This is a genomic window from Kribbella sp. NPDC004875 (assembly GCF_042873375.1).
GTDB lineage: Bacteria > Actinomycetota > Actinomycetes > Propionibacteriales > Kribbellaceae > Kribbella.
This window is the reverse complement of record NZ_JBIALI010000004.1, coordinates 741,950-768,138: the sequence shown is the minus strand read 5'-3', so window position 1 is coordinate 768,138 and position 26,189 is coordinate 741,950. Positions and strand designations below refer to the sequence as shown.

General features: G+C 68.8%; 23 protein-coding genes. 13 read left to right on the top strand and 10 right to left on the bottom strand.

The annotated features are described in order from the left end of the window. The first annotated feature begins 51 nt into the window (after positions 1-51). Positions 52-1,110, top strand: a complete 1,059-nt coding sequence (locus ACFYRH_RS25910; protein WP_387780367.1) for a DUF4185 domain-containing protein — start codon at positions 52-54, stop codon at positions 1,108-1,110. Here ACFYRH_RS25910 and ACFYRH_RS25905 read toward each other — a convergent pair. Continuing rightward, complete coding sequence (locus tag ACFYRH_RS25905; RefSeq protein WP_387780364.1) at positions 1,107-1,574, bottom strand: GNAT family N-acetyltransferase; 468 nt, start codon at positions 1,572-1,574, stop codon at positions 1,107-1,109. The genes ACFYRH_RS25910 and ACFYRH_RS25905 overlap by 4 nt on opposite strands. Positions 1,575-1,614: 40 nt before the next feature. Further along, on the bottom strand, positions 1,615-1,977 hold the full coding sequence (locus ACFYRH_RS25900; protein WP_387780361.1) for a VOC family protein: 363 nt from the start codon (positions 1,975-1,977) through the stop codon (positions 1,615-1,617). Positions 1,978-2,163: 186 nt separating this feature from the next. Here ACFYRH_RS25900 and ACFYRH_RS25895 point away from each other — a divergent pair, with 186 nt between their 5' ends. From ACFYRH_RS25895 to ACFYRH_RS25865, 7 genes are all read left to right on the top strand, one after another. Then, the gene (locus ACFYRH_RS25895; RefSeq protein WP_387780358.1) at positions 2,164-3,567 is read left to right on the top strand and encodes an ABC transporter substrate-binding protein; all 1,404 of its coding nucleotides are present in this window, start codon (positions 2,164-2,166) and stop codon (positions 3,565-3,567) included. Between the two features lie 4 nt (positions 3,568-3,571). Continuing rightward, positions 3,572-4,486: a carbohydrate ABC transporter permease gene (locus ACFYRH_RS25890; protein WP_387780355.1), complete on the top strand. Its 915-nt coding sequence runs from the start codon at positions 3,572-3,574 to the stop codon at positions 4,484-4,486. Continuing rightward, on the top strand, positions 4,483-5,367 hold the full coding sequence (locus ACFYRH_RS25885) for a carbohydrate ABC transporter permease (RefSeq protein WP_387780352.1): 885 nt from the start codon (positions 4,483-4,485) through the stop codon (positions 5,365-5,367). Before ACFYRH_RS25890 ends, ACFYRH_RS25885 begins: the two co-directional genes overlap by 4 nt. Positions 5,368-5,385: 18 nt before the next feature. Next, positions 5,386-6,273 carry an NAD-dependent epimerase/dehydratase family protein gene (locus tag ACFYRH_RS25880; protein ID WP_387780349.1) on the top strand — a complete coding sequence of 296 codons (888 nt, stop codon included), beginning with the start codon at positions 5,386-5,388 and terminating at the stop codon, positions 6,271-6,273. Next, positions 6,274-7,527 carry an enolase C-terminal domain-like protein gene (locus ACFYRH_RS25875; protein ID WP_387780346.1) on the top strand — a complete coding sequence of 418 codons (1,254 nt, stop codon included), beginning with the start codon at positions 6,274-6,276 and terminating at the stop codon, positions 7,525-7,527. Positions 7,528-7,589: 62 nt separating this feature from the next. Beyond that, positions 7,590-8,855, top strand: a complete 1,266-nt coding sequence (locus ACFYRH_RS25870) for an ROK family transcriptional regulator (protein WP_387780343.1) — start codon at positions 7,590-7,592, stop codon at positions 8,853-8,855. Beyond that, complete coding sequence (locus tag ACFYRH_RS25865; protein ID WP_387780340.1) at positions 8,852-9,409, top strand: GNAT family N-acetyltransferase; 558 nt, start codon at positions 8,852-8,854, stop codon at positions 9,407-9,409. The genes ACFYRH_RS25870 and ACFYRH_RS25865 overlap by 4 nt, the downstream gene beginning before the upstream one ends. On the opposite strand, the gene ACFYRH_RS25860 is transcribed toward ACFYRH_RS25865, so the two are convergent. From ACFYRH_RS25860 to ACFYRH_RS25850, 3 genes are all read right to left on the bottom strand, one after another. Beyond that, positions 9,406-10,491, bottom strand: coding sequence for a Gfo/Idh/MocA family protein (locus ACFYRH_RS25860; RefSeq protein ID WP_387780337.1), 1,086 nt, complete (start codon positions 10,489-10,491; stop codon positions 9,406-9,408). The genes ACFYRH_RS25865 and ACFYRH_RS25860 overlap by 4 nt on opposite strands. 7 nt (positions 10,492-10,498) lie before the next feature. Continuing rightward, complete coding sequence (locus tag ACFYRH_RS25855) at positions 10,499-14,311, bottom strand: discoidin domain-containing protein (protein WP_387780334.1); 3,813 nt, start codon at positions 14,309-14,311, stop codon at positions 10,499-10,501. 120 nt (positions 14,312-14,431) lie between these two features. Beyond that, positions 14,432-15,229 carry an SDR family oxidoreductase gene (locus ACFYRH_RS25850; RefSeq protein ID WP_387780331.1) on the bottom strand — a complete coding sequence of 266 codons (798 nt, stop codon included), beginning with the start codon at positions 15,227-15,229 and terminating at the stop codon, positions 14,432-14,434. A 66-nt stretch (positions 15,230-15,295) separates the two neighbouring features. Here ACFYRH_RS25850 and ACFYRH_RS25845 point away from each other — a divergent pair, with 66 nt between their 5' ends. Next, positions 15,296-15,673, top strand: coding sequence for a winged helix-turn-helix transcriptional regulator (locus ACFYRH_RS25845; protein WP_387780328.1), 378 nt, complete (start codon positions 15,296-15,298; stop codon positions 15,671-15,673). A gap of 138 nt (positions 15,674-15,811) precedes the next feature. Here the strand turns inward: ACFYRH_RS25845 and ACFYRH_RS25840 are convergent, their stop codons facing one another. Further along, on the bottom strand, positions 15,812-16,219 hold the full coding sequence (locus tag ACFYRH_RS25840) for a hypothetical protein (protein WP_387780325.1): 408 nt from the start codon (positions 16,217-16,219) through the stop codon (positions 15,812-15,814). A 233-nt stretch (positions 16,220-16,452) separates the two neighbouring features. On the opposite strand from ACFYRH_RS25840, the gene ACFYRH_RS25835 reads away from it, so the two are divergent. Continuing rightward, positions 16,453-17,397 carry a BtrH N-terminal domain-containing protein gene (locus ACFYRH_RS25835; RefSeq protein WP_387780322.1) on the top strand — a complete coding sequence of 315 codons (945 nt, stop codon included), beginning with the start codon at positions 16,453-16,455 and terminating at the stop codon, positions 17,395-17,397. Between the two features lie 47 nt (positions 17,398-17,444). On the opposite strand, the gene sepH is transcribed toward ACFYRH_RS25835, so the two are convergent. Together sepH and pepN are read right to left on the bottom strand one after the other, a co-directional pair. Beyond that, entirely contained in the window at positions 17,445-18,917 is a 1,473-nt protein-coding gene (gene sepH, locus ACFYRH_RS25830; protein WP_387780319.1) for a septation protein SepH, read from the bottom strand. A 189-nt stretch (positions 18,918-19,106) separates the two neighbouring features. Then, positions 19,107-21,563 carry an aminopeptidase N gene (pepN, locus tag ACFYRH_RS25825; protein ID WP_387780316.1) on the bottom strand — a complete coding sequence of 819 codons (2,457 nt, stop codon included), beginning with the start codon at positions 21,561-21,563 and terminating at the stop codon, positions 19,107-19,109. Between the two features lie 34 nt (positions 21,564-21,597). Here pepN and ACFYRH_RS25820 point away from each other — a divergent pair, with 34 nt between their 5' ends. From ACFYRH_RS25820 to ACFYRH_RS25810, 3 genes are all read left to right on the top strand, one after another. Beyond that, positions 21,598-22,542 carry an aldo/keto reductase gene (locus ACFYRH_RS25820; protein ID WP_387780313.1) on the top strand — a complete coding sequence of 315 codons (945 nt, stop codon included), beginning with the start codon at positions 21,598-21,600 and terminating at the stop codon, positions 22,540-22,542. Next, the gene (locus ACFYRH_RS25815; RefSeq protein ID WP_387780310.1) at positions 22,539-23,309 is read left to right on the top strand and encodes a YaaA family protein; all 771 of its coding nucleotides are present in this window, start codon (positions 22,539-22,541) and stop codon (positions 23,307-23,309) included. The genes ACFYRH_RS25820 and ACFYRH_RS25815 overlap by 4 nt, the downstream gene beginning before the upstream one ends. A gap of 108 nt (positions 23,310-23,417) precedes the next feature. Next, positions 23,418-24,047, top strand: coding sequence for a DUF1524 domain-containing protein (locus ACFYRH_RS25810; protein WP_387780307.1), 630 nt, complete (start codon positions 23,418-23,420; stop codon positions 24,045-24,047). Here ACFYRH_RS25810 and ACFYRH_RS25805 read toward each other — a convergent pair whose 3' ends face one another. Then, complete coding sequence (locus tag ACFYRH_RS25805; protein WP_387780304.1) at positions 24,048-25,004, bottom strand: transcriptional regulator TrmB; 957 nt, start codon at positions 25,002-25,004, stop codon at positions 24,048-24,050. Between the two features lie 156 nt (positions 25,005-25,160). Next, the gene (locus tag ACFYRH_RS25800) at positions 25,161-26,114 is read right to left on the bottom strand and encodes a DUF389 domain-containing protein (protein ID WP_387780678.1); all 954 of its coding nucleotides are present in this window, start codon (positions 26,112-26,114) and stop codon (positions 25,161-25,163) included. Positions 26,115-26,189: the final 75 nt, after the last annotated feature.

The window sequence follows — 26,189 nt, the reverse complement described above, 5'->3', positions numbered from 1 at the left end:
TGGCAGAAATCGATTTCCCATCAGTCCGCCCCTTGATGTCGGGAGTCACAGATGATGAAGCGATCCACGTTTTTGCGTGCGGCCGTTGGCGCTGGTGTGGTGGCCGCGGCGCCGGCTGGGCGCGCGTTCGCGAGCAGCCAGGCCGTAGCGACCAACAAGGTGGCCGATCTGACCGGCCCGGGACTGACCGACCGGTTCCGGATGGCTGCGACCGACCTCGGGATTCCCGCGCGTACGCCGGACGGGCGGTTGCTGTTCATGTTCGGCGACACGTTCGAGCAGCCGACCGTCGGTGGCGGCTGGTGGCGGTCGCCGGTCGCGTTGTGGTCGACGACCACGGATCTCAGCAGTGGCGTGAAGTGGTCCGGAGCCGTCGGTGGCGACGCGGCGCAGCAGCTGTGGGACTACCCGCACGACAACCCGACGTTCTCCACCGTGCTGCCGTCGGACGTGATCACGATCGGCGGGTCGATGTACCTGCACGCGATGGTCAACAAGGGTCTCGGAAACGTCGTCTGGACGGAGATCTGGCGGTCGGACAACTCGGGCGCGAGCTGGTACCACACCGGCGCGAAGTTCGACCCGAACATCGACGGGGGCCTGTTCCAGCTCCTGACCTGGGGTCTCGGGAACGACGGCTACGTGTACGTCTACTCGACCGGTTTCCAGCGTGACAAGCCGATCATCCTCAAGCGAGTCCGCCAGGAGCAGATCGCCAACCCAGGAGCCTACGAACCCTGGGGCTACCGCGACGGCGTGTGGGCGTGGGGCAATCCCGCGACCCCGATCCTCACGGGCAGCTTCGGCGAGATGAGCCTGCGTCCGCTCGGCGGCAAATGGGTGTTGACCTGGTTCAACGCGGGTGACTACCGCATCGACGGGATGATCATGGACACGCCGACGTCCAACCTCTACACGGCGTACCGGCAGACCCTCATCCACGGCGGCGCGTGGGGATCCGAGGACGACAACCACGTCGCCCAGCTGTACGGCGGTTATGTGATCCCCGGCTCGACGTTGTCCGACCTGCACCTGTCGGTCAGCCAGTGGAACACCGACAACGGCTGGCCGTACCGCGTCATGCAGTTCCGCGTCCGCGGCTTCGGTTAGACCTCACGCACCATCGTGTCGGACGTGCCGGCCACGCCGACCTTCGTGAACCCCAGCGATTCGTAGAGCGTCCGCGCCGGGTTGTCCGGATCCACGCTGAGCGAGATCCGCGCGTACGGCGTCCGCTCGATCAGCTCGGTCAGCAGGGCCCGTGCCACGCCGCGCCGGCGGAAGCCGGGGGAGACGCCAAGGGTCAGCTCGGGTACGTCGTCCGCGATGTACCCGTACCCAGGCCGGTCCTTGGTGAGCAGGCGGGCCCAGCTGGCGCCGGCGGGGGAGCCGTCGATCTCCGCGATCGCGCCGTAGTCGGTCTCGCGCTGCCATCCCTCGAGGTAGCGCCAGGCGTGATGGTCGGCACGCGCCTTCGCCTCGTCGTACCAGGGCGTCCCGTCCCAGTTGCAGGCCTCGAGCAGCATCGCGGTCAGGAACGGCAGGTCGGCGGCAACGGCCGGGCGCAGGTGCATGCCGCCATCCTCGCCCGCCGCGCCGGCCGGCTCCACCCGATTACCGCACGCCGGCGACCCCGATCAGGTTCCCCTCGGGATCGGTGAACTGCCCGACCACCAACTTCCCGGGGACGCCGTCGGGCCCGAACACGCGCGTCCCGCCGAGTTCCTCGGCCTGCACGAGAGCCGCCTCCACGTCGTCCACGCCGACGTAGAACAGCACCTTCGCCCGTAATGAGGGCCCGCCCCCGACACCTCCGTTCAGTCCGGCGACGACGACGCCGTACCGCCCTGGCTCCGACACCTGCGCGGAGACGGTGCCGCCGAGCTCGTAAGTCCACCCGAAGAGCTCCCGGTAGTAGTCCTGCAGCCGGGACGGATCGGTTCCGATGATCTCGAAGTGCACGACCGGATTGGTCATGGGTTCTCCTCTCGTCAGCCGGTACGTCGGACCGCCGGGCGGGAGATCGACATGTTGCGCAAGCGTTATCGCAGAAGTGGTGGTCGAGGTCTTGAGTAAGTAACACGCTTGGTTTAACTTACTCGGGACCTGGCCGGTGTGTGGCTCAGAGCACATCGGCGGCATCCGGAAACCTGAGGAGTTCCGATGACGAGAGTGAGCAGGTGGGGCCGGTTCAGCGCTGCCCTGGGGATCGCCGGGCTGGTGCTCGCGGCTGCCGGCTGCGCGAAGGGCACGACGCCGGGCGCGTCCGGCGGGTCGGGTGGAGGCGGTGGCGAGATCGACCAGAACGCCCCGGTCACCATCACGATCGGGGACCGCCCGACCCCCGACAAGCCGAACGACCTCAAGGCGTTCAACCAGAAGATCAAGGACTTCACCGCGAAGAACCCGAACATCACGGTGAAGTCGACCGAGACCAACTGGCAGGCGCAGACGTTCCAGGCGCAGGTGGCCGGCGGCACGCTGCCGACGGTGATGAGCATCAGCTTCACCGAGCCCGCCAACATGATCCCGAACAAGCAGCTGCCGGACATCACCGACGAGCTGAAGCTGGTCGACCTCACCAAGGACCTGAACCCGAACGTCCTGAAGATCGTCCAGGACGCGAACGGGCGGATCTACGGTGTCCCGATCGACGTGTTCTCCGTCGGCCTCGCGTACAACCGGAACCTGTTCAAGCAGGCCGGCCTGGACCCGGACAAGCCGCCGACGAGCTGGGACGAAGTGCGCCAGTACGCCAAGCAGATCTCCGAGAAGACCGGCAAGGCGGGGTACGCGCAGCTGACCACCAACAACACCGGTGGCTGGATGCTGACCACGATGACCTACAGCATGGGCGGCACGGTCGAGAGCGCGGACGGCAAGAAGAGCACGTTCAACGACGCGCCGACCAAGAAGGCGCTGCAGCTGCTCAAGGACATGCGCTGGACCGACAACTCGATGGGCAGCCGCTTCCTGTACAACCAGGAGGAGGTCCGCCAGGACTTCGCGGCCGGCAAGATCGGCATGGTCCTGCAGGCACCGGACGCCTACGACATGAGCGTCAAGCAGTTCGGCATGAAGCCCGCCGACTTCGGTGAGGCCGCGCTGCCGCAGGACGGCGGCCCGCACGGCACGCTGACCGGTGGCTCGCTGAAGATGATCAGCCCGAAGGCGACCAAGAACGAGATCGTCGCGGCGCTGAAGTGGATCAAGTTCGACCAGTTCGACAAGTACACGTCGCAGGACGTCGCGGTCCAGGACGCGAAGACCACGATCGCCGACAAGGGCTTCGTCGGCCGGCCGGGGATCAGCCCGCTGAGCCAGGAGACCTACGACCAGTACAACAAGTGGCGTGAGCCGTACGTGAACGTCCCGGTCAAGCAGTTCCAGAGCTACATCGACTCGACCACGTCGCTGAAGCTGCTGCCCGAGCCCTCGAACAAGGGCCAGGAGGTCTACTCGCTGCTCGACCCGGTGGTCCAGCAGGTGCTCACCAAGAAGGACGCGGACATCGACAAGCTGCTGAGCGATACCGCCTCGAAGATCGACGCACGCCTGGCGCGGTAGTCACATGTCCTTGCTACGCGCACCCAAGTCCGGCCGGAGCGTTGCCACCTGGTACCGCTCCGGCGGGCTGAGCGCCATCTTCTTCGCCCTGCCCCTGGTACTGATCTTCCTGTACTTCTCCTGGGGCCCGATCGTCCGCGGCCTGGTCCTCAGCTTCCAGAAGAACAACCTGGTCGCCCCGCCCGAGTGGGTCGGCTGGTCGAACTTCAGCTACGTCCTGACCGACCCGCAGCTCCCGCAGGCGGCACTGAACACGCTGTACTTCGCCTTCCTGGCCCTGATCTTCGGATTCCCGGTGCCGCTGTTCCTGGCCGTGTTCATCAGCGAACTGCGCAAGACCGGCTGGCTGTACAACGTGCTGTCCTACCTGCCGGCGGTCGTGCCGCCGGTGGCCGCGATCCTGTTGTGGACGTTCTTCTACGACCCGAGTGGTGCGGGCGTGTTCAACTCGATCCTCGGCTGGTTCGGGATCGGGCCGTTCGCCTGGCTGAACTCGCAGTCGCTGGCGATGCCCGCGATCGTGCTCGAGGCGACCTGGGCCGGCGCGGGCGCCACCTCGATCATCTACCTGGCGGCGCTGACCGGCGTACGCACGGAGTTGTACGAGGCGGCCGAACTCGACGGCGCGGGGATCTGGAGCCGGGTCTGGCACGTCACGCTGCCGCAGATCCGCGGAATCATCCTGATCATGATGCTGCTGCAGCTGATCGGGACCTTCCAGGTGTTCACCGAGCCGTTCCTGTTCACCGGTGGTGGCCCGAACAACGCCACGATGACGGTCCTGCTCCTGATCTACCGGTACGCGTTCGTCAACGGTGACTTCGGCGCGGCGACCGCGCTCAGCGTGCTGCTCGCCGCGGTCCTGTGCGCACTGTCGGTCGTCTACCACTTCGTCACTCGCCGCTGGAGCACCACATGAGCATGTCGGAACGCGGAATCATCTCCACAGCCGACCGGCAGCGCGGCGTGATCCGCTACGGCCTGCCGGCGATCCAGGTGCTGATCTTCATCGCCGTCGCGATCGCCGGTGTCGGCCCGCTGCTGTGGCTGCTCAAGTCCGGTGTCTCCACGAGCCAGGACATCCTCAGCGGCCCGATGCAGATGTGGCCGTCGGGCATCCAGCCGAAGAACATCCCCGACGCGTGGAACCGGGTGCAGATCGGTGCGTACCTGGGCAACACGGCGTTCATCGCGATCGGCTCGATGCTCTCGACCCTGTTCGTCTGTACGACGGGCGCGTTCGTGCTGAGCATCCTGCGCCCGAAGTGGGGCCCGATCGTCACCGGCGCGGTGCTGGCGACGCTGTTCCTGCCCGGCGTCATCTCGCTGGTCCCGCTCTACATGACCGTCCTGAAGATGCCGCTGCTCGGGATCAGCCTGCAGAACACGTTCTGGGCGGTCTGGCTGCCGTCGGCGGCCGGCGCGTTCAACGTGCTGGTGATGAAGCGGTACTTCGACGCGATCCCGCGCGAGCTGATCGAGGCGGCGCGGATCGACGGGGCGGGCAACCTGCGGCTGTTCACGGCGCTGATCCTGCCGCTGTCCAAGCCGATCGTCGGTGTGGTCGCGCTGCTCACGGTGATCGGGTCCTGGAAGGACTACCTCTGGCCGCTGCTGGTGCTGCCCGACCCGCGGCTGCAGCCGATCTCGGTCGCGCTGCCGCGCGTGCAGAAGACCACAGAGATCTCGCTGCAGATGAGCGCGCTCTTCCTCGCGGTTCTGATACCTGTGGTGCTGTTCTTGTTGTTCCAGAAACAGTTCCTGCGTGGTGTGGGGATGGCGGGGGGAATCAAAGAGTGAGGCGAGAGTGAGCGACCAGTGAGTGAACTGAACGGCCGACGGGTGCTGGTCACCGGGGCCGCGGGCCGGATCGGGCTGGTCACCGTCGAGCACCTGAACGCGCTCGGTGCCAAGGTGACCGCCCTGTCGAACGTCGAGCACCCGGACCTGAAGGCGGACCGGGTGCTGATCGGCGACACCCGGTCCGAGACCGACGTGGCCCGGGCGCTGGAAGGAGCGCAGTACGTCGTCCATCTGGCGGCGCTCGCGCACCCTTCGGCCGGTACGCCGTACGACGTCTACACGATCAACGTGGTGTCGACGTTCAACGTACTGGCGCAGGCCGGTGCCCTCGGCATCGATCGGGCGGTGATCGCGAGCAGCATCAACGCGACCGGTGTCCCGTTCAACCCGCACGAGATCCGCCCGGCGTACTTCCCGTGGGACGAGAAGGCGCCGAGCGACGTCGGCGACTGGTACTCGCTGTCGAAGCAGAACGACGAGAACACCGCCCGGATGGCGTGGCGCCGGTGGGGGATCGACGTGGCCGCGTTCCGGTTCCCGCACGTGAACTCGGCGGACGTCCTGGAGCAGATGGCCGAGAATGTCCGGGTGCAACCGGACAGCGGCATGCGGGAGGCGTGGAGCTACCTCGACACCCGCGACTCGGCGTACGCCGTGGAACTCGGGCTGACCGCTTCGATGTCCGGGGCGCAGACGTTCTTCGTCGCCGCGGGCAGCACGATCGCGCCGTACCGGACCGAGGACCTGCTGGACGCGTACATGCCCGAGGTGCCGCGGCTGCGGAGGTTCGTCGGCCGTGAGGTACCGCTGGACCTGACCGCGGTCCGGACCGTGCTGGGCTTCCAGGCCCGGCACGAACTCGACCTACCCACCCTTGACCTCCCGATCGACCTGGAGCACTGAATGCCCTCGAACTTCGACCAGCCGTGGCCCGCGCGGGACGACATCCGGATCCGCGAGGTGAAGGCGATCGTCACGGCACCGCAAGGCATCCCGTTGGTGGTCGTGAAGATCGACACCACCGAACCCGGTCTGTACGGGCTCGGGTGCGCAACGTTCACGCAGCGCTGGAAGGCGGTGCAGACGTTCGTCGACGAGCACGTGTCCCGGCTGCTCGTCGGCCGCTACCCGGGTGACATCGGCGACCTGACCCGGCTGTCCTCGTTCTCCGGCTACTGGCGCGGCGGACCGGTCACGAACAACGCGATCTCCGGCATCGACCAGGCGCTCTGGGACATCGCCGGCAAGCGCGCCGGGATGCCGGTGTACGAGCTGCTCGGCGGCAAGGTCCGGGCCGCGGCCGACACCTACATCCACGCGAGCGGCAAGACGATCGACGACACGATCGAGCACGCGAAGAAGCTGATCAGCCAGGGCTGGCGGCACATCCGGCTGCAGATGTCGACCCCGGGCGGCGGCGGGTACGGCGCTCCGCAGGTGCCGACGCTCTACCCGGACGCGCCGTACCGGAACGGCTGGTCGGCCCGCGACTACCTGCGGACCACGCCGGAGCTGTTCGCCGAGGCGCGGCACGCGCTGCCGGACAACATCGAGCTGCTGCACGACGTGCATTCGCGGCTGACGCCGAAGGAGGCCGTGATCCTGGCTCGGGCGCTCGAGCCGTACCGGCTGTTCTTCCTCGAGGACGTGCTGCCGCCGGAGCACTGGGACCGGCTGCCCGAGGTCCGGGCCGCCTCGCCGGTGCCGCTCGCGGTCGGCGAGCTGACCACGTCGATGACCGACGCGGTCCGGCTGATCCGCGAGCACGGCGTGGACTTCATCCGCTCGCACGTCTCGGACATCGGCGGTCTGACGGCCGGTCGCAAGCTGGCTGACCTCGCCGAGCTGTGCGGCGTCCGGACGGCCTGGCACGGTCCGGGTGACACCTCGCCGATCGGCGCCGCCGCGAACGTCGCGCTCGATGTCACTTCGGTTGCCTTTGGCATCCAAGAGGGCCACATCTACAACGACGCGACGTACGAGGTGTTCCCGGGCACGCTGCGGATCGAGGACGGCTGGCTGCGGCCGAACGACGCGCCGGGCTGGGGGATCGACGTCGATCTCGAGGCGGCCGCTCGTTATCCCGCGCAACTGTCCGGCCACGACGAGTGGGCGGCCGGCGTCCGGCGCCTCGACGGTGCGCTCGAGGCGCCGTGACCGGCGCTCACGCGCAGTACTATCGCGGCTAATCGGACGGCCAAAGGGACGGGGAGGTGGAGATGAGCGATTCGGCAGAGGGTTTGAAGGACCTGCGGCGCGCCGGTGCGAACCAGTACGACCTGGGCTCGTTCAACGAGGCCGTGATCATCGAGACGATCCGGCTGGCCGGCATCATCAGCCGGACCGAGATCTCCCGCCGGACCGGTCTCACCCAGCAGTCGGTGTCGCGGATCCTGCGCATCCTGCTCCAGCAAGGTCTGCTGGTGGAGGAGGCGCAGGAGCGCGCCGAACGGCTGGGCAAGCCGCGGACGCCCGTACGGCTGCGGTCGCGGGCGGCGCACGCAGTCGGCATCCACATCGACCCGGAGTTGCTGACCGTCGCCGTGGTCGACCTGGACGGCGCCATCGTGCGCCGGGAGACCGTGGATCTCGCCGAGGATCTGGAGGCGGGCAAGCTCGTCGATCTGACCGCGGCGACGGTGTCCGCGGCGCTGAGCATCAGCCAGGTCGATCCCGAGTCGATGCTCGGCGTCGGTGTCGCCGTACCGGGGCCGATCGATGCCGACGGGACACTGTTGGCGTTGCCGTTGCAGCCGGCCTGGCGCGGTCTGAAGATCCGTCAACTGCTGCAGCAGCGGCTGAACCACCCGGTGCTCGTGGAGAAGGACGGTACGGCGGCCGCGATCGGCGAACGCTGGATCGGGCGATCGGCACGGGCTCGCGACTTCGCCTATCTCTACCTCGGTACGGGCGTCGGCAGCGGCCTGATCCTGAACGGTTCGATCTACCGCGGCGGCTCGGCCAACGCGGGCGAGTTCGGGCAGATCGCCGCGCTGCGGATGGGGGAGTGGGACCCGGAGAACGGGCCTCGCCTGGTGCCGGAGTGCAACCCGACGGCATCGCTCCCGGTGATCGCGGCCGAGTACGGGTACGTCGAGACGGATGTGCACGCCACGGACGAGGCGCGACGCTACAAGGCGGTCTGCAAGGCGGCCGCCGCCGGTGACGAGGCCGCGGTGCAGGCCGTCCGCCAGGTCGCGCGGGTCATCGGTCAGGGTGCGGTCGGGCTGGTGGACCTGCTCGACATCGACCTGCTCGTACTCGGCGGGCCGGCGTTCTCGAAGGACATCTCGGAGATCTTCCTGGCCGAGATCGGGCGCGCGGTGAACGCCCATCCGCTGGCCCGCGAGACGCGTCCGGTGGCGGTCGAGGAGTCGATCCTGCAGACCGACGCGGCCGCGGTCGGGGCGGCGTCGACGATCTTCCACGACGCGTTCACGCCGCGGGTCTCGGGCTCCAGCCAGGCGCGTAGGCTGCCCAAGTGATCGAACCCCGCCCGCTGACGCCAGACGTTCAGCTCCGCATCGCCACCCTCGACGACGCTCCGGCGCTGGCCGACGCGCAGGTCCGCAGCCGCGAGCACCTGCGGCCGTGGGAGCCGGTCCGCGACGAGAAGTGGTTCACCACCGCCGGCCAGACCGAGCGGATGACCTATCAGCTCGAGCGCTACAAGAACGGTCTGGTTGTGCCGTGGGTGCTGGTCGAAGGTGATCGGATCGTCGGCGCGATCACGTTGAGCGACCTGGTTCCCGGCCCGTTCCGCAGCGCGGCCCTCGGGTACTGGCTGGCCGTCGACGTCGTCGGCCGCGGTCTCGCGACCCGCGCCGTGGAGACCGTGGCCGAGATCGCCGACACCGACCTGAAGCTGCACCGCATCGAGGCCAGCACGCTGACCGGGAACACCGCATCGCAGCGGGTCCTGGAGCGCACCGGGTTCAGCCAGATCGGCTTCGCTCCGACGTACCTGCACATCGACGGCTACTGGCAGGACTGCAACCTCTACCAGCGCATCCTCAACGATCGGGAGCCCGGCGCCTAACCGGGTGGCAGTCTGACACCACGCGACACGTCCACGTCGTCGTACCTGCCTTCCAGTACGTCGATGAACCTCACCGGGCGCTGCAACGTGGAAGCGATGTAGATCGCCCGGACCGTGGCGAGCGCGTCGATGGCGTCGTGGACGGTGATCGCCGGCGGGGTCCCGTTGGCGATCGCGGTCAGGATGTCGTCGTACTGCGCCCTGTGCCGGCCAGGCCCGCCGACGTCGACGGGAGCCTCGGCCTTCTCGCCGTCGAGATGCAGTCGGCGCAGGCGGTCGTTCTCCACCTCGGCGCCTCCTTCGGTGCCGTGGACCGAGACCCGGGTGCGACCGCCCGGGAACGCCGCGGTGGTCGCGTGCAGCGTGCCGACCGCGCCGCTCTCGAACGTGAGTGTCGCGACGACCGTGTCCTCGACCTCGATGGCGTGGTGGGCCGCGCGGAGCGCCTGCGCCTGGATGTGCACCGGGCGGCCCATGAACCACAGCATCAGGTCGACGGTGTGCACGCCCTGGTTCATCAGCGCGCCACCGCCGTCCTGTGCCCACGTCCCACGCCAGCCCGCGGAGGCGTAGTACTCGTCGCTCCGCCACCAGGCGACCGTCGCGACGGACGACGTCAGCTGACCGAACCGGCCGGCTTCGATCGCCTTCTTGACGGTCGCGCTGCCGGCGTCGAAGCGATGCTGGCTGATCACCGACGACAACACACCGTGGTTCGCGGCCCGGGTGGCCGCCGCGCCGAGGCGGCGGGCCCGGACCAGATCGACATCGAGCGGCTTCTCGATGACGACGTGCCGCTTGTCGCCGAGCGCCTGCTCGGCGAGGACCGCGTGCGAACCACTGGGCGTGCAGATCGCGACCAGGGACACGTCCCCGCGCAGCGCCGCGGTGAGGTCGTCGTACACCTTCGGCTCCGGCCGGCCGAGCTCGACGAGCTCTGCCCGCAGGGCCTCGCGCGCGGCGGCGTCACTGTCGACGAGCGCGGTGACGGTCGCGTCCGGCCGTTCCGCGACGGCCTGGGCGTGCGTGCGGCCGATGATGCCGCACCCGACGATCGCGACCTGGTGTTGTGTGTCAGCCATCTCGCTCCTACTTCGGGGTGAAGTTGGCGGTCAGAGCCTGGTCCGCGGTCACCGTGAAGGTGTACGACGGCGCTGTCGACACCACGGTCCCGTTCACGGTCCAGCTCTGGAAAACGCTATCCGACATCGGCGCCGCCGTCGCGGTGACCTGCGCGCCGACCTCGTACTTCCCCGGTTCGGATTCGTTGCCCACGAGTTTCACGATGCCGTTGCCGACGGCCTGGACGCTCACGCTGCGCTGCACGACGTTGATCACCATCACGTTGTGCAAGGTGGCCGGTCCGCTGAGCGTGGCGCCGTTGTAGCGAGCGAGGTTGGTGGCTTCGACCTCGCCGTTCACGACCTGCACGGTGTGCCCGTCGGTGCCGAGGTTGTCGGTGCCCAGGTTGAACGCGTCGACCTGGCCGGAGTTCACCACGAGCCCGTCGTGGAAGCCGTACGCGAACACGTTCAGCAGGGTGAGCCCGCGTGCACCGTCGACGGTGACGATCTTCGCGGTCTTGCGCATGTACTTGTCGATGACGAGCTCGAAGACGGTGCCCTCGTTCATCCAGTACGGCTGCTGGTACCCGACGCGGGTGACCGCGTTCCCGTTCGACAGCACACCCTCGACCCGCCCGTTGCGGCCGGCGCCGATCGCGATCGCGTGGTCGAAGAACGCGCCCGCGACCTTACGCACCACCACGTCGTCACCGCTCAGGTCGATCCCGTTCCAGGCGTTCGGGAAGCCGGCGTTGATCACGTAGTTCCCGCCGGCGGTCCCGCGGATCGCGTACGGGTACGGCACGACGCCGTTGGCGGGGTTGTTCTCCGGGTAGAACACCCGCAGCCCACGCACACCGGCGTTCTTGCCGAGGGTGATCAATGCCGTGTCCGTGTTCCGCTCGAAGGCCTGCAGAACGGTCCCGCCGCTCGCCCCACCCTGATCCCGGTTCGGTACGGCGGACGCACCCCGCAGCTCCACCTTCGCCGGAACATTCAGGTGCGTGCCGATCCGGTACCAACCCGCGGGCAGGTAGACGATCCCACCACCCTCACGCCCGGCGCGATCGAGCACCTTCTGTACGTCGCGCGTCGCATCCGCGGCCGGCAAGTACCCGACGCCGTGCGGCGCGTCCACGACGTACAGCTTCTGCACCGGCTTGGGCAGTGCCTTCTGCTCGTACGTCGGCGCGGTGCCGGACATGTGGTGGATGGTCCCGGACTGCGTGCCGACGACCTCCGTGCCGGTGATCTTCACGTAGCCGCGCGAGTTGTTCACGATGCCGCCGTCGATGTGACCGCCGGCGAGCGTCATGCCCCACCGGTCGTCCATCACGTCGACGAGGACGCCGGTACCGGTCCGGCGGACGTCGGGCTCGAGGAAGCTGCCGGTGAACTGAGCGCGCTGACCGGCGACGACCCGAATGCCCACGAGATAGTCCGCGAGCGAGACGCGGTAGAACTGGTCCCATTCGAGGTCGCCGAGGACGAGACCGGTGCCGTGCGCGCGGGTCCAGGTGTCGAGGGCCGCGCGGGCCGGCGGGTGGAAGGCGGCCGGGGCGGTCGACCAGTACGTGTTGCCGAAGTCGACGTTCTCCCAGGTGCCGACGTCGGCGCCGTTGTAGGCACGGGCACCTTCGAACAGCGCCGTACCGCGGATGTTGCGGATCGTCGTCGACTCGTGCACCTGGCCGGAGCTCGGGGCGTTGCCCTGGTCGTTCGGCATCGTGCTGACACCGATGCCGCGGTACGAGTTCAGCATCGTGACGTCGGAGACCGTCGCCATCATGTAGTTCTCGTTGCCGATCCAGGCGCCGCCGGGGATCTCGAACGTGTAGTTGTACGGCACCGGCCTGGTCGCGCTCTGGTTCGGGTAGTACGTCGTGACGCCGAGGACACCCGCACTGCCACCGATCCGGAACAGGCTCGGTCCGTCGTCACCGGAGGCCAGGTCGGCGATGATCACCGTGCCGGTGCCGAGCTTCTGACCGTGGTCGCCGCGGATCGTGCAGAACGCGCGGACCTCGATCGTGTCGGTGACCTTGTACTGACCGGCCGGCAGCCAGATCGTGCCGCCGCCCGCGTCCTGGCAGGCGTAGATCGCCTGCTGGATCGCCTTCGTCGAGTCACGTTTTCCGGTCCGGTCGGCGCCGTACTGCGTGGCGTCGAAGTCGGCGACGACGCCGTCCTCGGTCGGGTTGGTGGTCTGCACCAGCTGCGGCGCCGGCGTCACGACGGGCGCCGCGCGGAGCTGCAGTTCCTTGACGACGAACGAGTCGGCACCGGTCATCACGACGCGGACGTACCGCACTGTGGTGGTCGCGAACCGGGTCCGGCTGATCTGGTTGCCGCCGGGCGATCCGGTCCGGCCGACCGTCGTGAACCTGGCACCGTCGTTCGAGGTCTGGACGGTGTAGTCGGGGGAGTAGTTCTGCGCCCACTCGACCCGCACGTCGTTGACCGGCCGCGGCTTGCCGAGATCGATCTGCAGCCAGGAGTCCTTGCCGCCGGTCCAGGAGGTGTCGTGGTTGTTGTCGTTGACGTTCGCGGCACCGGCCCCGCCGCTCGCGGACGCCGTACCCTCGTCGGCGAAGTTGGTGTCGACGACCGACGCCGTCAACGCGTCGAGCTTGGCCTGCAGCGTCTTCAGCGCCTCCTTCACCTGTCCGTCGGTGACGCCCGGAGTGGACGCGATCGCCTGAGCGTTGTCGATCGCGTCCTGCAGGCCTGCCCGGCTCCCGGCCGGGTACTGCCCGTCCCGCGTCCCCTCGCGCGCGGCCTTCTCGACACGGGTCGCCTGACCGATGAGGTCGACGAGCCCTTCGGTGACGTCGAGTGTGGTCGCCACCTTGGCGACCCGGACCGCGGCGACCTTGAGGTCGACGGCACCGTCGCCGTTGTGGATCCGGAAGTCGCCGCCGTTCGAGCGGTTGGTCAGCACCGCGTCCGGCAGCGCGAACGTGTAGGTCTTCCAGGTCAAGGTGTCGCCGTAGCGCACCACCTCGGAGTTCTTGAACTTGTCCGGGATGGTCTCGCCGAGCGAGTCGTAGTGCAGCCCGAACTGCCCGTTGCCCTCGTCGAAGTAGTCGATGCTGACGAGCACCAGGCCGCGGTTGTCGTACAGATACGTGTCCGCGACGTTCATGTAGAAGAAGTTCGTGCCGGGTGACGGTGCCGTGTGGTCGGTCTGCCAGTACGGGCGTCCGTCCTGCACTCCCGTGACGAGATGCGAGGCGTCGTCGCCGGCCCGCGGGCTGATGCCGTTCTGGATCGGGGTCGCACCGAGCTGGACCGAGGCTCCCGCCGTACTGATCCGGAGACCGGCGATCGTGATGTCGGTGGAGTCACCGAAGACGCGGACGTCGGCGTCGCCGAGGCGGTTGGTGAACGCGATGCCGGACAGCGCGAAGACGCCCGTCTTCCACTGGCCGGTGCCGGTGAGCTGGACCGCGGTCGCTTCCTGCTGCGGGTCGGCCTTGGCGTCGTACTGCAGGTCGAGAGTGCCGGAACCGCTGTCGAGATAGGTCACCGTCACCAGGACGTCGTCGGTGCCGATCTCGTCGACGTAGTCGTGATCGACGTCGAACTCGAGGTAGCCGGTGCCGGCCGCTCGGTTCGTCTGCCAGTAGGTGCGGCCGTCTTGGGTGCCGGTGCGCAGCCCGGCCGGGTCGTCGCCGGCGGCGGGCTGCACGCCGAGGGTGGTTGGCGTCGGACCGAGATCGGCGCCGACACCACTGGGGTACATGGTCGCGGCGTGCGCCGGTACGGCGATCACGCTCGCGAGGAGGGCGGTCGTGAGGAACGTGGGGAGGACGCGCGAGAGCAGGCGTCTGGACATGCTGAAACCTCCAGGTGGCGGACCGGAAGTACACGCGACTGCAACTGCGCGGATAAGTTAAACCAAGCGTGTTACTTATTCAAGACCCTGATCCTCGGCCGGAAAAGCGCCGGTCGTCCGTCACTGGAAAGCCTGGATGTTCCGGCTGACCCAGTCGGCGAACGTCCGGGCCGGTCGACCGAGCACGTCGGTGATGTCGTTCTGGACTCGCTGCTCCTCGGCGGTGGGTGTGCCGAGTACGGCGAGGGTGGCCTCGACGACCGGCTCGGGCATGAAGTCGAGCATCCCGGCCCGCGCCTCGTCGCGGCTGAGTTCGACCAGGTGCACCGGTTCGCCGATCGCGGTCTCGATGGTCTGCGCCTGCTGGCGCGGTGAGATCGGCGCCGGTCCGGTCAGCGTGTAGATGGCGTTCGTGTGGCTCGGGTCGCGGAGCACCGCGGCTGCGACGTCGGCAATGTCTTGCGGGTCGACGGCGGGGAGGGAGACATCCACGAACGGCGCAGCCATCGTGCGCTGGGTACGGATCGACTCGGCCCACTGGTACGCGTTGCTGGCGAAGTTGCCGGGCCGGAGGATCGTCCAGTCGAGACCGGACTCCGTCACCGCGTCCTCGAGGTTCTTCGGGTGCCGGCCGGTGCCGACGCCTTGCGAGGAGAGCAGTACGACGCGCGGTACGCCGGCCGCGCGGACGACGTCGATCACGTCGGCGAGATTGCCGTTCGCGAGGAAGCCGGCGGCAGTGAGAAGGAAGACCGCCTTCGCGCCGTCGAGGGCGGGCTTGAGAGATTCGGGCCGGGAGAGGTCTGCCGGGTAGCTGTCGCTGGTGCGAGAGACAGCCCGGACCTCCTCGCCGGCGGCGGTCAGGGTCTGGACGAGCGGGCGGCCTACGTTGCCGGTTGCACCGGTGATCACGATCATGGCGATGACGCTACTTGTCGTGGGATAGTAGGTACCTAGAGGAAAGTATTGGCTGGAGGCCCTTTCGTGACCGAGACCACAGACCCCGTACAGGCCTGCCCGATCGCGCCTGTCGTCGATCTCGTGTTCAGCCGCTGGACGACCCCGATCCTGTGGACCCTGAACGAGTACGGACGTCAGCGGTTCATCGAACTGCAGCGGAAAATCGGGGTCATCACCCCGAAGGTCCTCACCCAGCGCCTGCGCCAGCTGGAACGCGACGGGCTGGTGCTCCGCACGTACCACGCCGAGGTCCCGCCCCGCGTCGAGTACGAGATCAGCGACCTCGGCCGCAGTCTCGCGCCGCTCTTCCACTCGCTCGCCGAATGGTCCCCCAACCTGGAGAAGGTCGAGGCAGCCCGCCACCACTTCGACACCACTGAACCCGCCCACCGCCGCCCTTAGCTCGGCGGATCGGGCCGGGGTAGGAAGGGGTACTCGAGACGGGAAACGGTGACTGGCGACAGGTAATACCAGGTCCCGGGGCCCCATTGCTTGTCTCAGCCCTCGATGGATGCTCGCCGGTACCGCGCCGGCGCCTGGTCAGGCGACGCCGACGAGGTCTCGGGTGCGGAGGGTTTCCAGCAGGGCGAAGAAGTGGTGCGTCGCGTCGGCGAGGCGGAGCAGGCCGGCCTCGTGGGCGTGCCAGCCGTAGTGGAGTTCGCCGTCGATGACGTGCTCTTCGAGCGGTACGGCGTACCCGCTCAGCGTCACGCGGGACGGGCCGGTCTGGGGATGGTGGTCGCCGCAGCCGCACTCGGCGGGGATGGTGACGGTGGTGAGCGCGTCGGGTGCGTAGCTGCGCAGCCGCAGCGTGGTCCCGCGGGCGGTGAACTGGACGATCGTGGCGTCAGGCAACTGGACGAGCAACTCGACCGGGACGGCGTACGAACCGGGGAGGAGCCGGAGACCACGAGACGCGAGCAGGTCGGCGAGAGCCGCGAGATTCATGCGATGTTCCTGTGAGTGCTGTGTCGGCGGGCGGGCCACGGAAAGGGTCAGGGCCTCGTGCGCCGGACTCGGCGCGCGTCAGCGACAACAGCAACAACACAGCATCTGCATGCCGACGATGATGGCAGCAGCCGGGGCGCACTGCCAAACACCGTCCGCGATGTGGGACGACTGTCCGTGATGCGTCAGCGAGTGCTGGACGCTCCGGTCGCCGGAGGGTCCAAGATGCTGACGTGCATCATTGTGAGACGACCGCGCTGGGCGTGCTGCTGCGGCACCAGGGGATCGAGCTGACCGAACCGATGATCTTCGGCCTCGGCTCCGGCCTCTCCTTCATCTACTGGGACAGCAAGCAGTTCGACTTCCCGTTCCTCGGCGGCCGAGTGAAGCCCTTCGAACTGACCCGGAACCTGGCCCGCGCCCTCGACCTGGAACTGACGGTCCAGGAGACCGCCTCACCAAGAAAGGCCTGGGAGAACGTGACGGCCGCGATCGATGCCGGTCACCCGATCGGCCTGCAGCTCGACAGCTACTACCTCGAGTACTTCACCTCGAAGGTCCACTTCGGCGGCCACGTCGTCGCCATGACCGGGTACGACGACCACAACGCACACCTGGTCGACACCGACCAGCAAGGCGGAGCGGTCACCACCAGCCTGACGAGTCTCGCCGAGGCACGCGCGGCGCGCGGCCCGATGACCGCCAAGCAGCGCTCCTTCACGCTGACCGCTCCCCAGGAACCGCCTCCGCTTCCGGAGCGGATCGTTCCGGCGATCACCACCTGCGCGGACGCGTTCCTCAACCCACCCATCGCCAACCTCGGCCACCGCGGTATCGCGAAGGCCGGCAAGCTCGTACGCACCTGGCTCCAGCGCACCGACGACCTGCCACAGGTCGCGCTCCTGATGGAGAAGGCAGGCACTGGCGGCGCACTGTTCCGCAACCTGTACCGCGACTTCCTCGGCGAATGCGCCAGACTGCTCGACAGCGACGATCTAAGCACCGGCCACAAGCTGTACGCCGAAGCCGCCACGCTCTGGACCGAAGTCGCATCCCTGATCGCGAGCGCCGGGAAGACAGGCGACCCGCAGGACCTGGAACAAGCAAGCGCCCACCTCAGCGACCTGGCCCGGATCGAGCGCGAAGCGATGCAAGCCCTCAGCCGGCTGAGCGCTTAAGCCCGCAGCTCAGCCATCCACGACTCGGCTTCCCGCAGGGCGGTAGGTCAGTCGGCCTTCTTGCCGAACATGATTTCGTCCCAGCTCGGGACGCTGGCGCGCTTGCCGCGGCGGGCCGGCTTCTTCTTCGGCTCGGCGGGTGTCTCTTCGGCGGCCGGTTGCTCGGCGCCTGCGGCTGCGGGTTCTTCCGCCGGTGCCTGCTCGCGGGCGGGCGCTGGGGTCGTGCTCGGGGCAGCGTCCGGCGAGCGCTGCTCGGCGGGCAGGCTCTCCGGGCGGGGTTGCGCCGGGCGCGGCTCGGTGGTGCGGGCCGGCTGGGTTTGCTGGGTGCGGGCCGTGGGTTGCTGACGGGGCTCGGGGGTGAGATCCCCGTCGTCGTCGGCGGGCGAGGCGAACGCCGGCGGATCGGCCGGGCGCTCGACTGCTCGAACGGCGGGGCGCGGCGCCGGTGGCTGGTCGACAGGTACGTCGATCAGCGTCGGCTCCTCGTCCGGGTCCGGCACCGAGTGCACCCGCCGCGGACCACGCTCCGCGGGCCGCCCGACCTCCCGCGGGAACTCGCGGTCCTGCCGAGCACCCTCCCGCGCCTCACGCGAGCCCTCGCCTGGGAACTCCCGCGAACCGTCACGCGAGAACTCTCGCGCACTCTCTCGCGGGAACTCGCGCGCTTCCCGCGAGCCCTCGCGGGAGAACTCACGCGCCTCGCGCGCACCTTCGTCGCGAACACCGTCGCGGGACTCCAGGCCGTACTCGCGCCCGTCTCGGGAAACTGGGTGGTTTCGCCGGCGGAGGCCGACCGTGTCCTCGAAGCCTGCTTCGTAGCTGTCGGCGCCATGGTCGGGGGCGATCAACGGGTCGATGTCGACGACCGCGGCCAGCCGCCGCTCACCAGGCTGCGGCTGGACCGGTGCCGGCATCACCTGCACCTGCTCGCCGACGAGCCACCGCGCCTCGTCGTCGTCCGGTACCGCGTACCGCCCGGGAGCGTCGTACGCGAACATGGCGATCTTCTCGTCCTTCGTCTCCGCCTCGTCCTCGGACTCGACGAAGTACGACACGCGCACCGCCCAGCGGCCGTCCTCGCGCCGCCACGCGTCCCAGTCGGCCGAGGCCGGGTCGACGTGGCGCAGGCGCAGGCGGTCGGTGACCCAGGCGCCCAGGTTCCGGGTCGGGGCGTCGCCGCCACCGCGACGGCGAACGGACGCACGCTGCGCGAGGCTGGCGATGTGGTCGCGCTCGGCCAGCACCGGGCCGGCGAAAGCCATCACGCGTTCCATCGGCATCTGGGCGACGGCTGCGACCGCCTCGGGACTTTCGCCGGCGCGAATACGAGCCTGGATGTCTCGTGGGCGCAGCGCGCTCTCCATTTGAATCTCCAGCTGGCCGAGTCGGGCACGGTCGCCGCGGAGGGCCGCACGCAACCGGTCGTCGACCGGAACGGCGAACTCCTCACCCGTCTCCGCCATCGCCAGGATGAGTTGCGTCCCATCCTGGCTCAGACCGACGAGCCTCGCCTCGCGCATTGACCTTGTTCTCCTGTGCGGTTCTCGACAGTCTCTCCCGGGACGTGCTGCCTGACCAAGACCGGCGCGCCGTGCCGCGCGGTCATTGTGGAGGTTACGTCACGAAAACACATCTTGCCTGGTCACCAGGGTCCTCCTGGTCACACCAGTCACATTAGTCACAACACGGTGTGACTGCTAACGACTTGCTCAGCCGGCGAAGGCGGAACGCACCGCAAGGGCTCGTTTCATGTCGTCGGCGAGGTCTCCGATCGATCGCCGGATGCCGGCCGCGACCGACTCGTCCGCGACCAGGTCGGCGGACCGGTCGACGACGCGCTGCTCGACGGCGTACCGCGGGTAGGCGAGCTTGGCGCTGGTCGCGACGACCCAGCCGGACCGGAACTTGCCGGTGCCCGCGATCTCGGCGAAGTACCGGTCGACGAACGGCGCCGTGAGCTCGACCTGGCTCGGGTGCCAGAAGCCCTCGGAGGCGGCGTACAGCTCGTAGTTCGCGATGTCGGCGTCGGTCATGATCCGCGCCCACGCCCGCTCCTTGGCCTCCGCCGTCGGCAGCGCCGACCGGCAGCGGGTGGCGTGCACGATGCCTTCGGACGAAGGGTCGCGCTCGAGTTCGGCGTCGATCTCTGCCTCCCCGGCACCACCGAACCGCACGGCACCCAGCAGCACGGTCCAGCGCAGATCGGCGTCCACGCTCAGCCCCTCGGGTACGTCGTCGCCCGCCAGCCACCGCGCCAGCGCCTGGCCGTCCTGGGTGAACCGCGCGTATGCCCGCGCCACCGCGAGCTGCAGGCTGCTGCCTGGCGGCGCGGTACGGAGTCGTTCCGCGAGCGCCTCGGCCAGACGGGTCCGGTAGGGCTCGTACGGCAGGCAGACGCCGAGCAGGCTGAGCGTCGCCCAGCCGCTCAGCGACGACACCGCGATGTCGCTGGTCTCCGTCGGCAGCATGGCGAGCAGCACCTCGAAGCCGAGCCTCGGGTCGAGCTCCGCGTCGGCGACGGCGTCGCGGATGCTGTTCAGTACGACGGCCCGCGTCACCCCGTCGTCGATCTTCGGCAGCACCTTCGCGAGGTTCGCGAGGCTCTGTTCGTCGAGCCGGATCTTCGCCCAGGTGTCGTCACCGGCGTCCGGGATCACCACGGCCACGGACGGGTCGAGGTCGACCGCGACCTCGTCGGCGTCGAGCAGTACGTCGACCGTCGTACCCCGCCCGTCGAGGTCGTACCCGGCGACGGTCAGCTTGTGCGGTCGTGAAGCCGGGACGGCGGCCGGTGCCTTGCGGTGCAGCGTGATCCCGGTGGCGGTCCGCGTCGCGCTGATCGTGTCGACGCCCGCGGTACGCAGCCAGTTCCGAGCCCAGTCGTCGATGCCGGCCGCGCCGGCCTCGGTCCACTTCGCGAGCAGGTCGGCGAACGTCGCGTTGCCGAACTGGTTCGCGGCGATGTGCGCGTTGACGCCGGCCAGGAAGACGTCGTCACCGAGGTACGCCGCCAGCTGTTTGAGGACCGCCGCGCCCTTCGCGTACGAGATCCCGTCGAAGTCGTCGAGCGAGGCGAGCGCGTCCTTGACCGCGTCGGCGGCAACCGGGTGCGTCGAGGACCGCTGGTCGGCCTGCAGGCCCCACCACTTGCGCACGTAGGCGAAGTCGATCCAGTTGTCGGTGTAGCGGGTCGCGTCGGTCGCCACCCGGTGCGCCATGTACTCGGCGAACGACTCGTTCAGCCAGAGGTCGTTCCACCACTTCATCGTCACCGTGTCGCCGAACCACTGGTGCGCCATCTCGTGCACGATGGTCCGCGCCCGCTGGCTGCGCTCGCCGTCGGTCGCCACCGACCGGAACACCATCTGGTCGCGGAAGGTCACGCAGCCCGGGTTCTCCATCGCGCCGGCGTTGAACTCGGGGACGAACGCCTGGTGGTACTCGCCGAACGGGTACCGGAAGCCGAACATCCGGTGGTACTCGTCGAAGGACTGCTTGGTCACCTCGAAGATGTCCGCGGCCTCACGGTCCAGCGCGTCCTTCAGCGACTGCCGCGACACCACGCTGAGGTTGATGCCGTCGTGCGCGTCGGTGACCTGGTGGTACGGCCCGGCGACCACCGTGACGAAGTACGTCGACAGCGGCTTGGTCTCGGCGAGCTCCCAGCGACCGGGGGAGACCTGCGTCGAGGCGCCGTTGCCGAGCACCAGCCAGTCCTCGGGTGCGGTGACCCGCATCCGGTACGGCGCCTTGAGATCGGGCTGGTCGAAACACGCGAAGATCCGCGGTCCGGCGTCCAGGAACGACATCGCGTAGGTGTAGGCCAGACCGTCGGCGGCGTCGACCGAGCGGTGCAGTCCCTCACCGTCGTGGGAGTACAGCATGGTCGCGACGACGACGAGTTCGTTGTCGGCCTGCAGGCCGGTGAGCTCGAGCCGGCCGTCGTTCAGGCCGGCCACGTCGACCGCCGTGCCGTTGAGCGTGACCGAGTGCAGTTCGTCGGGTTTCACGTCGAGCCAGGTCGACGGTTCGGAGGCGGTGAACCTGATCGTGGTGGTGGATCCGAACGTCCGCTCGCCTTGGGTGAGGTCGAGGTCGACGTCGTACGACTGGACGGAGAGGGCGGCGGCCCGAGTACGGGCGCCGTCGACGGTGAGACTCGGCATGAGGGCCACTGTATGCCGTGATTAGGCTGAGCACATGAGCGATATGGAGTACCGGCAGCTGGGTGACTCGGGCTTGACTGTGAGCGTCGTCGGGCTGGGGTGCAACAACTTCGGGCGGCGCCTGGACGCGGAGCGCACGGACGCGGTGGTGAACGCCGCGGTGGACGCCGGGATCACGCTGTTCGACACCGCGGACATCTACCGCGGCGAGCACGGGTTCAGCGAGGAGCTGCTCGGCAAGGCGCTCGGGTCGCGCCGCGACGACGTCGTGATCGCGACCAAGTTCGGCGGTGACATGGGCGGCGTGAACGGCCCCGACTGGGGGGTCCGCGGCTCCCGCCGGTACATCCGCAAGGCGGTCGAGTCGAGCCTGCGGCGGCTCGGCACCGACTGGATCGACCTCTACCAGCTGCACTTCCCGGACCCGGTGACCCCGATCGGCGAAACCCTGGCGGCGCTGTCCGAGCTCGTTGCCGAGGGCAAGGTGCGGTACGTCGGCAGCTCGCAGTTCGCGGCCTGGCAGCTCGTCGACGCCGACTGGACCGCGCGGACCGACGGCCTGGAGCGGTTCATCAGCGCGCAGAACCGGTACTCGCTGCTCGATCGCGAGGTCGAGGACGAACTGGTGCCCGCCTGCGAGCACCTCGGCCTCGGCATCCTGCCGTTCTTCCCGCTCTCGTCGGGTCTGCTCACCGGCAAGTACAAGCGTGGCGAGGCGGCCCCGGACGGCACCCGCCTGGCGGCCCGGCCGGAGGCGCTGGCGAACGCCGACTTCGACAAGATCGAGGCCCTCGACACGTTCGCGGCCGAGCGCGACCTGACCCTGATCGACGTGGCGATCGGCGGCCTCGCCGCGCAGCCCGCCGTCGCTTCGGTGATCGCAGGCGCGACCAGCCCCGAGCAGATCGCCCAGAACGTCGCCGCCGGCACCTGGCAACCCACCGCCGCCGACCTCGCCACGTTGGACGAACTCACGTGACGCTCATCCTGCTGCCGCCGTCCGAAGGCAAGACCGGACGGCAGCGGGGTCGTGCCGTCGACTTCTCGACGCTGTCGTTCCCGGAGCTGAACCCGGTTCGCGAGCAGGTGCTCGAGACGTTGGCGAAGGTCTCGGCGTCGGCTGACGCGTTCGGCGTACTGGATGTCGGGGCATCGCTGCGGCACGAGGTCGAGCGCAACACGCGCTGGCGCACCGAACCGTCCGTGCCGGTCTCCGAGCTGTACTCCGGTGTGCTGTACGACGCCCTCGGCTACTCGACGCTCTCCACGGGCAGCAAGCGCCGCGCCGCGAACCGGCTGCTGGTCATCTCCGCGGCCTGGGGCGCGCTCCGGCCGGCCGACCGCGTACCGCCGTACCGGCTCTCGATGGGTACGACGCTTCCGGGCCACGGACCGCTCGCCTCGGTATGGCGCGAACCGCTGGGCACCGCGCTGGCCGGCGTCGACGGCGTGATCGTTGACTGCCGTTCGTCGACGTACGTCGCGGCGTGGCGCCCGAGTGGCGCGCAGGCGGACAAGTGGGTGTCGGTGAACGTGGTGCGCGAGCGCGACGGAAAGCGATCGGTGGTCTCGCACAACGCCAAGCACACCCGCGGCCTGGTCGCGCGGCATCTGCTTGAGTCGGGCAAGGATCCCGGGACCGCGAAATCCCTGCACAAGCTGGTGAGTGAGCGGTGGAATGCCGAACTGGATCGCCCTGTGAACTCTTCGGCGGGCTGGACTCTCACCGTCGTGGAACACGACTGACGTTCATCCGACTGTAACTGGTGAGCGGTTTTCTACAGCGCGTGATCGGGGAAGGCTGAGGGGCAGCAACGTCAGGGGGGATTCCGCCCTACCTCGGAGGCCTGACCGATGCGACGTATTACTGCGTTCGCCACCACAGTGGCAGCGGCAGCGACTGCCTGGGCACTGAGCGCCGGACCGGTGCTCGCGACCCCGCCGACCCCGCCGTCGGCGAGCACCGCCGCCACCGAACTGGCGAGCCTGACCGTGAAGACGGAAGGCACGACCACCGGCTACAGCCGGGACAAGTTCCCGCACTGGATCAACCAGTCGGGTAGTTGTGACACCCGTGAAGAGGTGCTGAAGCGCGACGGCACCGGCGTGAAGGTCGACAGCAGTTGCCAGCCGACCAGCGGCAGCTGGACCAGCGTGTACGACGAGAAGACCTTCACCGACTCGTCCGACCTCGACATCGACCACATCGTGCCGCTGGCCGAGGCTTGGAAGTCCGGTGCGAACACCTGGACGCAGGCGAAGCGTCAGGAGTTCGCGAACAACCTGACGATCTCGCAGCTGATCGCGGTGTCGGCGTCCAGCAATCGCTCGAAGAGCGACAAGGACCCCTCGGAGTGGCAGCCGCCGAACGCCGCGGTGCACTGCCTCTACGCGCGGTACTGGATCTGGGTGAAGTACACCTACAAGCTGTCGCTGCAGTCGTCGGAGAAGACCGCGCTGCAGGACATGCTCGGCACCTGCTAGCTAGTCGGTCCCGTCCTCGAGCAGATGGCGGCGCTGGGCGTGGATACCGGCCTGGAACCGGGTCCGTGCCCCCAGCGTCTCCATCAGCTCGGCGACCCGGCGACCGACCGTCCGGCTGCTCAACGCCAACTGCCGGGCGATGGCGTCGTCCTTGAACCCCGCGGCCAGCAGCGTCATCAGCCGGGCATCCGTCGGATCGGTCTTCGCTGAAGGGACCACAGGCACGGCCTGGTCCCACAGCAGCCAGAACATCTCGATGAGCGCGTCGAGCAGCGCACACGGATGGACGACGAGCGCGCTGTCGACCAGCTGATCCACGGCCAGCGGCAGCAGCGCCATCTTCCGGTCGAACACGGCCAGCTTCATCGGCACCTGTGGGTGTACCCGCGAGGTCTCGCCGGCATCGGCCGCGCTGTACGCCTCGTCGACACCGCCCGGGATGTCCAGCGAGTCCGGCGAATAGATGCCGTGCACCACGACCCCCTCGCCGAGCAGGCCGCGCACCTTGCTGTCCGACTCGTCGGCCTGCGCCGCGTACGGCGGGCGGTCGAGCACCAGCAGCTGATGACTCGTCCCGTTCAGCAGCTGGGCGAACCGGGCGGCGATGGCTTCCTGACCGACGATCACCTCGACCAGGTTCTCCGGCCGGTGCTGCTCCTGGGCACGCAGCTCCGACAGCAGCACGCGGGCCTCCGCGCGCACCCGGTCGAGCTCGGCCCGGCGTACGGCGACCAGTGCGTCGACCGCGACGTCGGGACGGGTCGGGAGCAGTCGCACCGGGTCGTCGGAGGTGCTGGTCAGCAGACCGAGTTTCTCCAGCCGGCCGACCGTCGCGACGATGTCCTGCTCGTCCCGGCCGAGGTGCGTGGCGAGCTCGCGGATGTCGCAGCCGGGGATCGCGAGCAGCGCCCGGTACGCGTCCTCATCGGGCGGCTCGACCCCCACCGACTCCAGCATCCGATCAGGCTATCTCGTCCACCGGGACGGTTCGACCGGTTTGGCGACTTCACGCCATGTCCGGCATACGTCAGCGTTCAACCAGGTGCGGAGCGTGGTCCGGTGGGGTATGTCTGACGGTGCTGGGCGCGCGCGGACCGGACAGGGGACGCCCGGTCAAGCCTCAACGCGCGCGCCCGCCCTTCTCCGGACCCGCAGGTAGCTGCGCCAGATGAAGCGCTGCGCCATCAGGGTGAGCACTCCGGCCACGGTCATACCGGCCAGGTTGATCCCGAGTTGAGCCGCGGAGCCGCCGATCTGGTGTGGCGCCCAGAGCGCGAGCGACAGCGCCAGGTCACCAGCTGCCGGGACGGTCGTCACCGAGATGAACACCCCGACCAGCGCGTTGCCCCGTCCCGCTGTCTGCGAGAGCACCCCGGCACAGCCGGCGAGGACGGCGACCACCGCCGACCACTTGTCCGGTCGCCAGATGAACCCGGTCAGCGGCCGCGCGGCCGTCACGTCGCTCGCGTCGACCCACCCCGCCGCGCGAGCCAGCAACGCGGCGAGCGCGGTCAGCGCGATCGCGAGCAGGAAGCCCTTGACGAGCAGGGACAGCGACCGCCGCGTCAGACCCGCCTTGCGCAGGAACAGACCGACCGCCAGTGCGGCCACCACGCCGAACTCCGGTCCGACCACCATGGCGCCGACGACGAGGATCGCGGAGTCGGTGATGACCGCGATCGAGGCGATCATCGTCGCGAGCGTGAGGAACGCGTAGTACACCCAGGACCCGCCGGCCTCGTTGTAGGCCTGGTCGACCACGGCGTCCCAGATGACCGCGTCGTCGGGTGCGCCCGGAGCGGCCTTCTCCGCAGCCTGGGCGTTCCGCGACGGGGCGGCGTCGACGGTGGCGACCGCGACCGCGCCGTCGTCGTACAGGCCTTCGGACTTGAGCCAGCTGAGGATGTCCGAGGTCGCCTCGCGCGTCACGTCGCACTCGATCACGTCGCCGGCGGGCCGATGGGCCGCGCCGGGCAGGCGGACGATGCTGGTGACCCTGGGGTCGGCGACCAGGGTGTCCAGGACGTGCTCGCTGCCCACCGGCGGGACGATCAGACGGAGATGCATCACGGGCGACATGGTGCCAGTACCGCGGTCAGCCGGTGCGGTGCGACTCCCAACGCGCGTCAAACCTTCTCAGCC

Excerpts from the sequence above, each read along its gene's own strand:
- ACFYRH_RS25855 (WP_387780334.1), bottom strand. The coding sequence starts at position 14,311 with ATGTCCAGACGCCTGCTCTCGCGCGTCCTCCCCACGTTCCTCACGACC.
- pepN (WP_387780316.1), bottom strand. The coding sequence starts at position 21,563 with ATGCCGAGTCTCACCGTCGACGGCGCCCGTACTCGGGCCGCCGCCCTC.
- ACFYRH_RS25805 (WP_387780304.1), bottom strand. The coding sequence starts at position 25,004 with ATGCTGGAGTCGGTGGGGGTCGAGCCGCCCGATGAGGACGCGTACCGG.
- ACFYRH_RS25890 (WP_387780355.1), top strand. The coding sequence starts at position 3,572 with ATGTCCTTGCTACGCGCACCCAAGTCCGGCCGGAGCGTTGCCACCTGG.
- sepH (WP_387780319.1), bottom strand. The coding sequence starts at position 18,917 with ATGCGCGAGGCGAGGCTCGTCGGTCTGAGCCAGGATGGGACGCAACTC.
- ACFYRH_RS25905 (WP_387780364.1), bottom strand. The coding sequence starts at position 1,574 with ATGCACCTGCGCCCGGCCGTTGCCGCCGACCTGCCGTTCCTGACCGCG.
- ACFYRH_RS25850 (WP_387780331.1), bottom strand. The coding sequence starts at position 15,229 with ATGATCGTGATCACCGGTGCAACCGGCAACGTAGGCCGCCCGCTCGTC.
- ACFYRH_RS25910 (WP_387780367.1), top strand. The coding sequence starts at position 52 with ATGATGAAGCGATCCACGTTTTTGCGTGCGGCCGTTGGCGCTGGTGTG.
- ACFYRH_RS25860 (WP_387780337.1), bottom strand. The coding sequence starts at position 10,491 with ATGGCTGACACACAACACCAGGTCGCGATCGTCGGGTGCGGCATCATC.
- ACFYRH_RS25800 (WP_387780678.1), bottom strand. The coding sequence starts at position 26,114 with ATGCATCTCCGTCTGATCGTCCCGCCGGTGGGCAGCGAGCACGTCCTG.
- ACFYRH_RS25820 (WP_387780313.1), top strand. The coding sequence starts at position 21,598 with ATGAGCGATATGGAGTACCGGCAGCTGGGTGACTCGGGCTTGACTGTG.
- ACFYRH_RS25810 (WP_387780307.1), top strand. The coding sequence starts at position 23,418 with ATGCGACGTATTACTGCGTTCGCCACCACAGTGGCAGCGGCAGCGACT.
- ACFYRH_RS25895 (WP_387780358.1), top strand. The coding sequence starts at position 2,164 with ATGACGAGAGTGAGCAGGTGGGGCCGGTTCAGCGCTGCCCTGGGGATC.
- ACFYRH_RS25840 (WP_387780325.1), bottom strand. The coding sequence starts at position 16,219 with ATGAATCTCGCGGCTCTCGCCGACCTGCTCGCGTCTCGTGGTCTCCGG.
- ACFYRH_RS25875 (WP_387780346.1), top strand. The coding sequence starts at position 6,274 with ATGCCCTCGAACTTCGACCAGCCGTGGCCCGCGCGGGACGACATCCGG.
- ACFYRH_RS25885 (WP_387780352.1), top strand. The coding sequence starts at position 4,483 with ATGAGCATGTCGGAACGCGGAATCATCTCCACAGCCGACCGGCAGCGC.
- ACFYRH_RS25870 (WP_387780343.1), top strand. The coding sequence starts at position 7,590 with ATGAGCGATTCGGCAGAGGGTTTGAAGGACCTGCGGCGCGCCGGTGCG.
- ACFYRH_RS25900 (WP_387780361.1), bottom strand. The coding sequence starts at position 1,977 with ATGACCAATCCGGTCGTGCACTTCGAGATCATCGGAACCGATCCGTCC.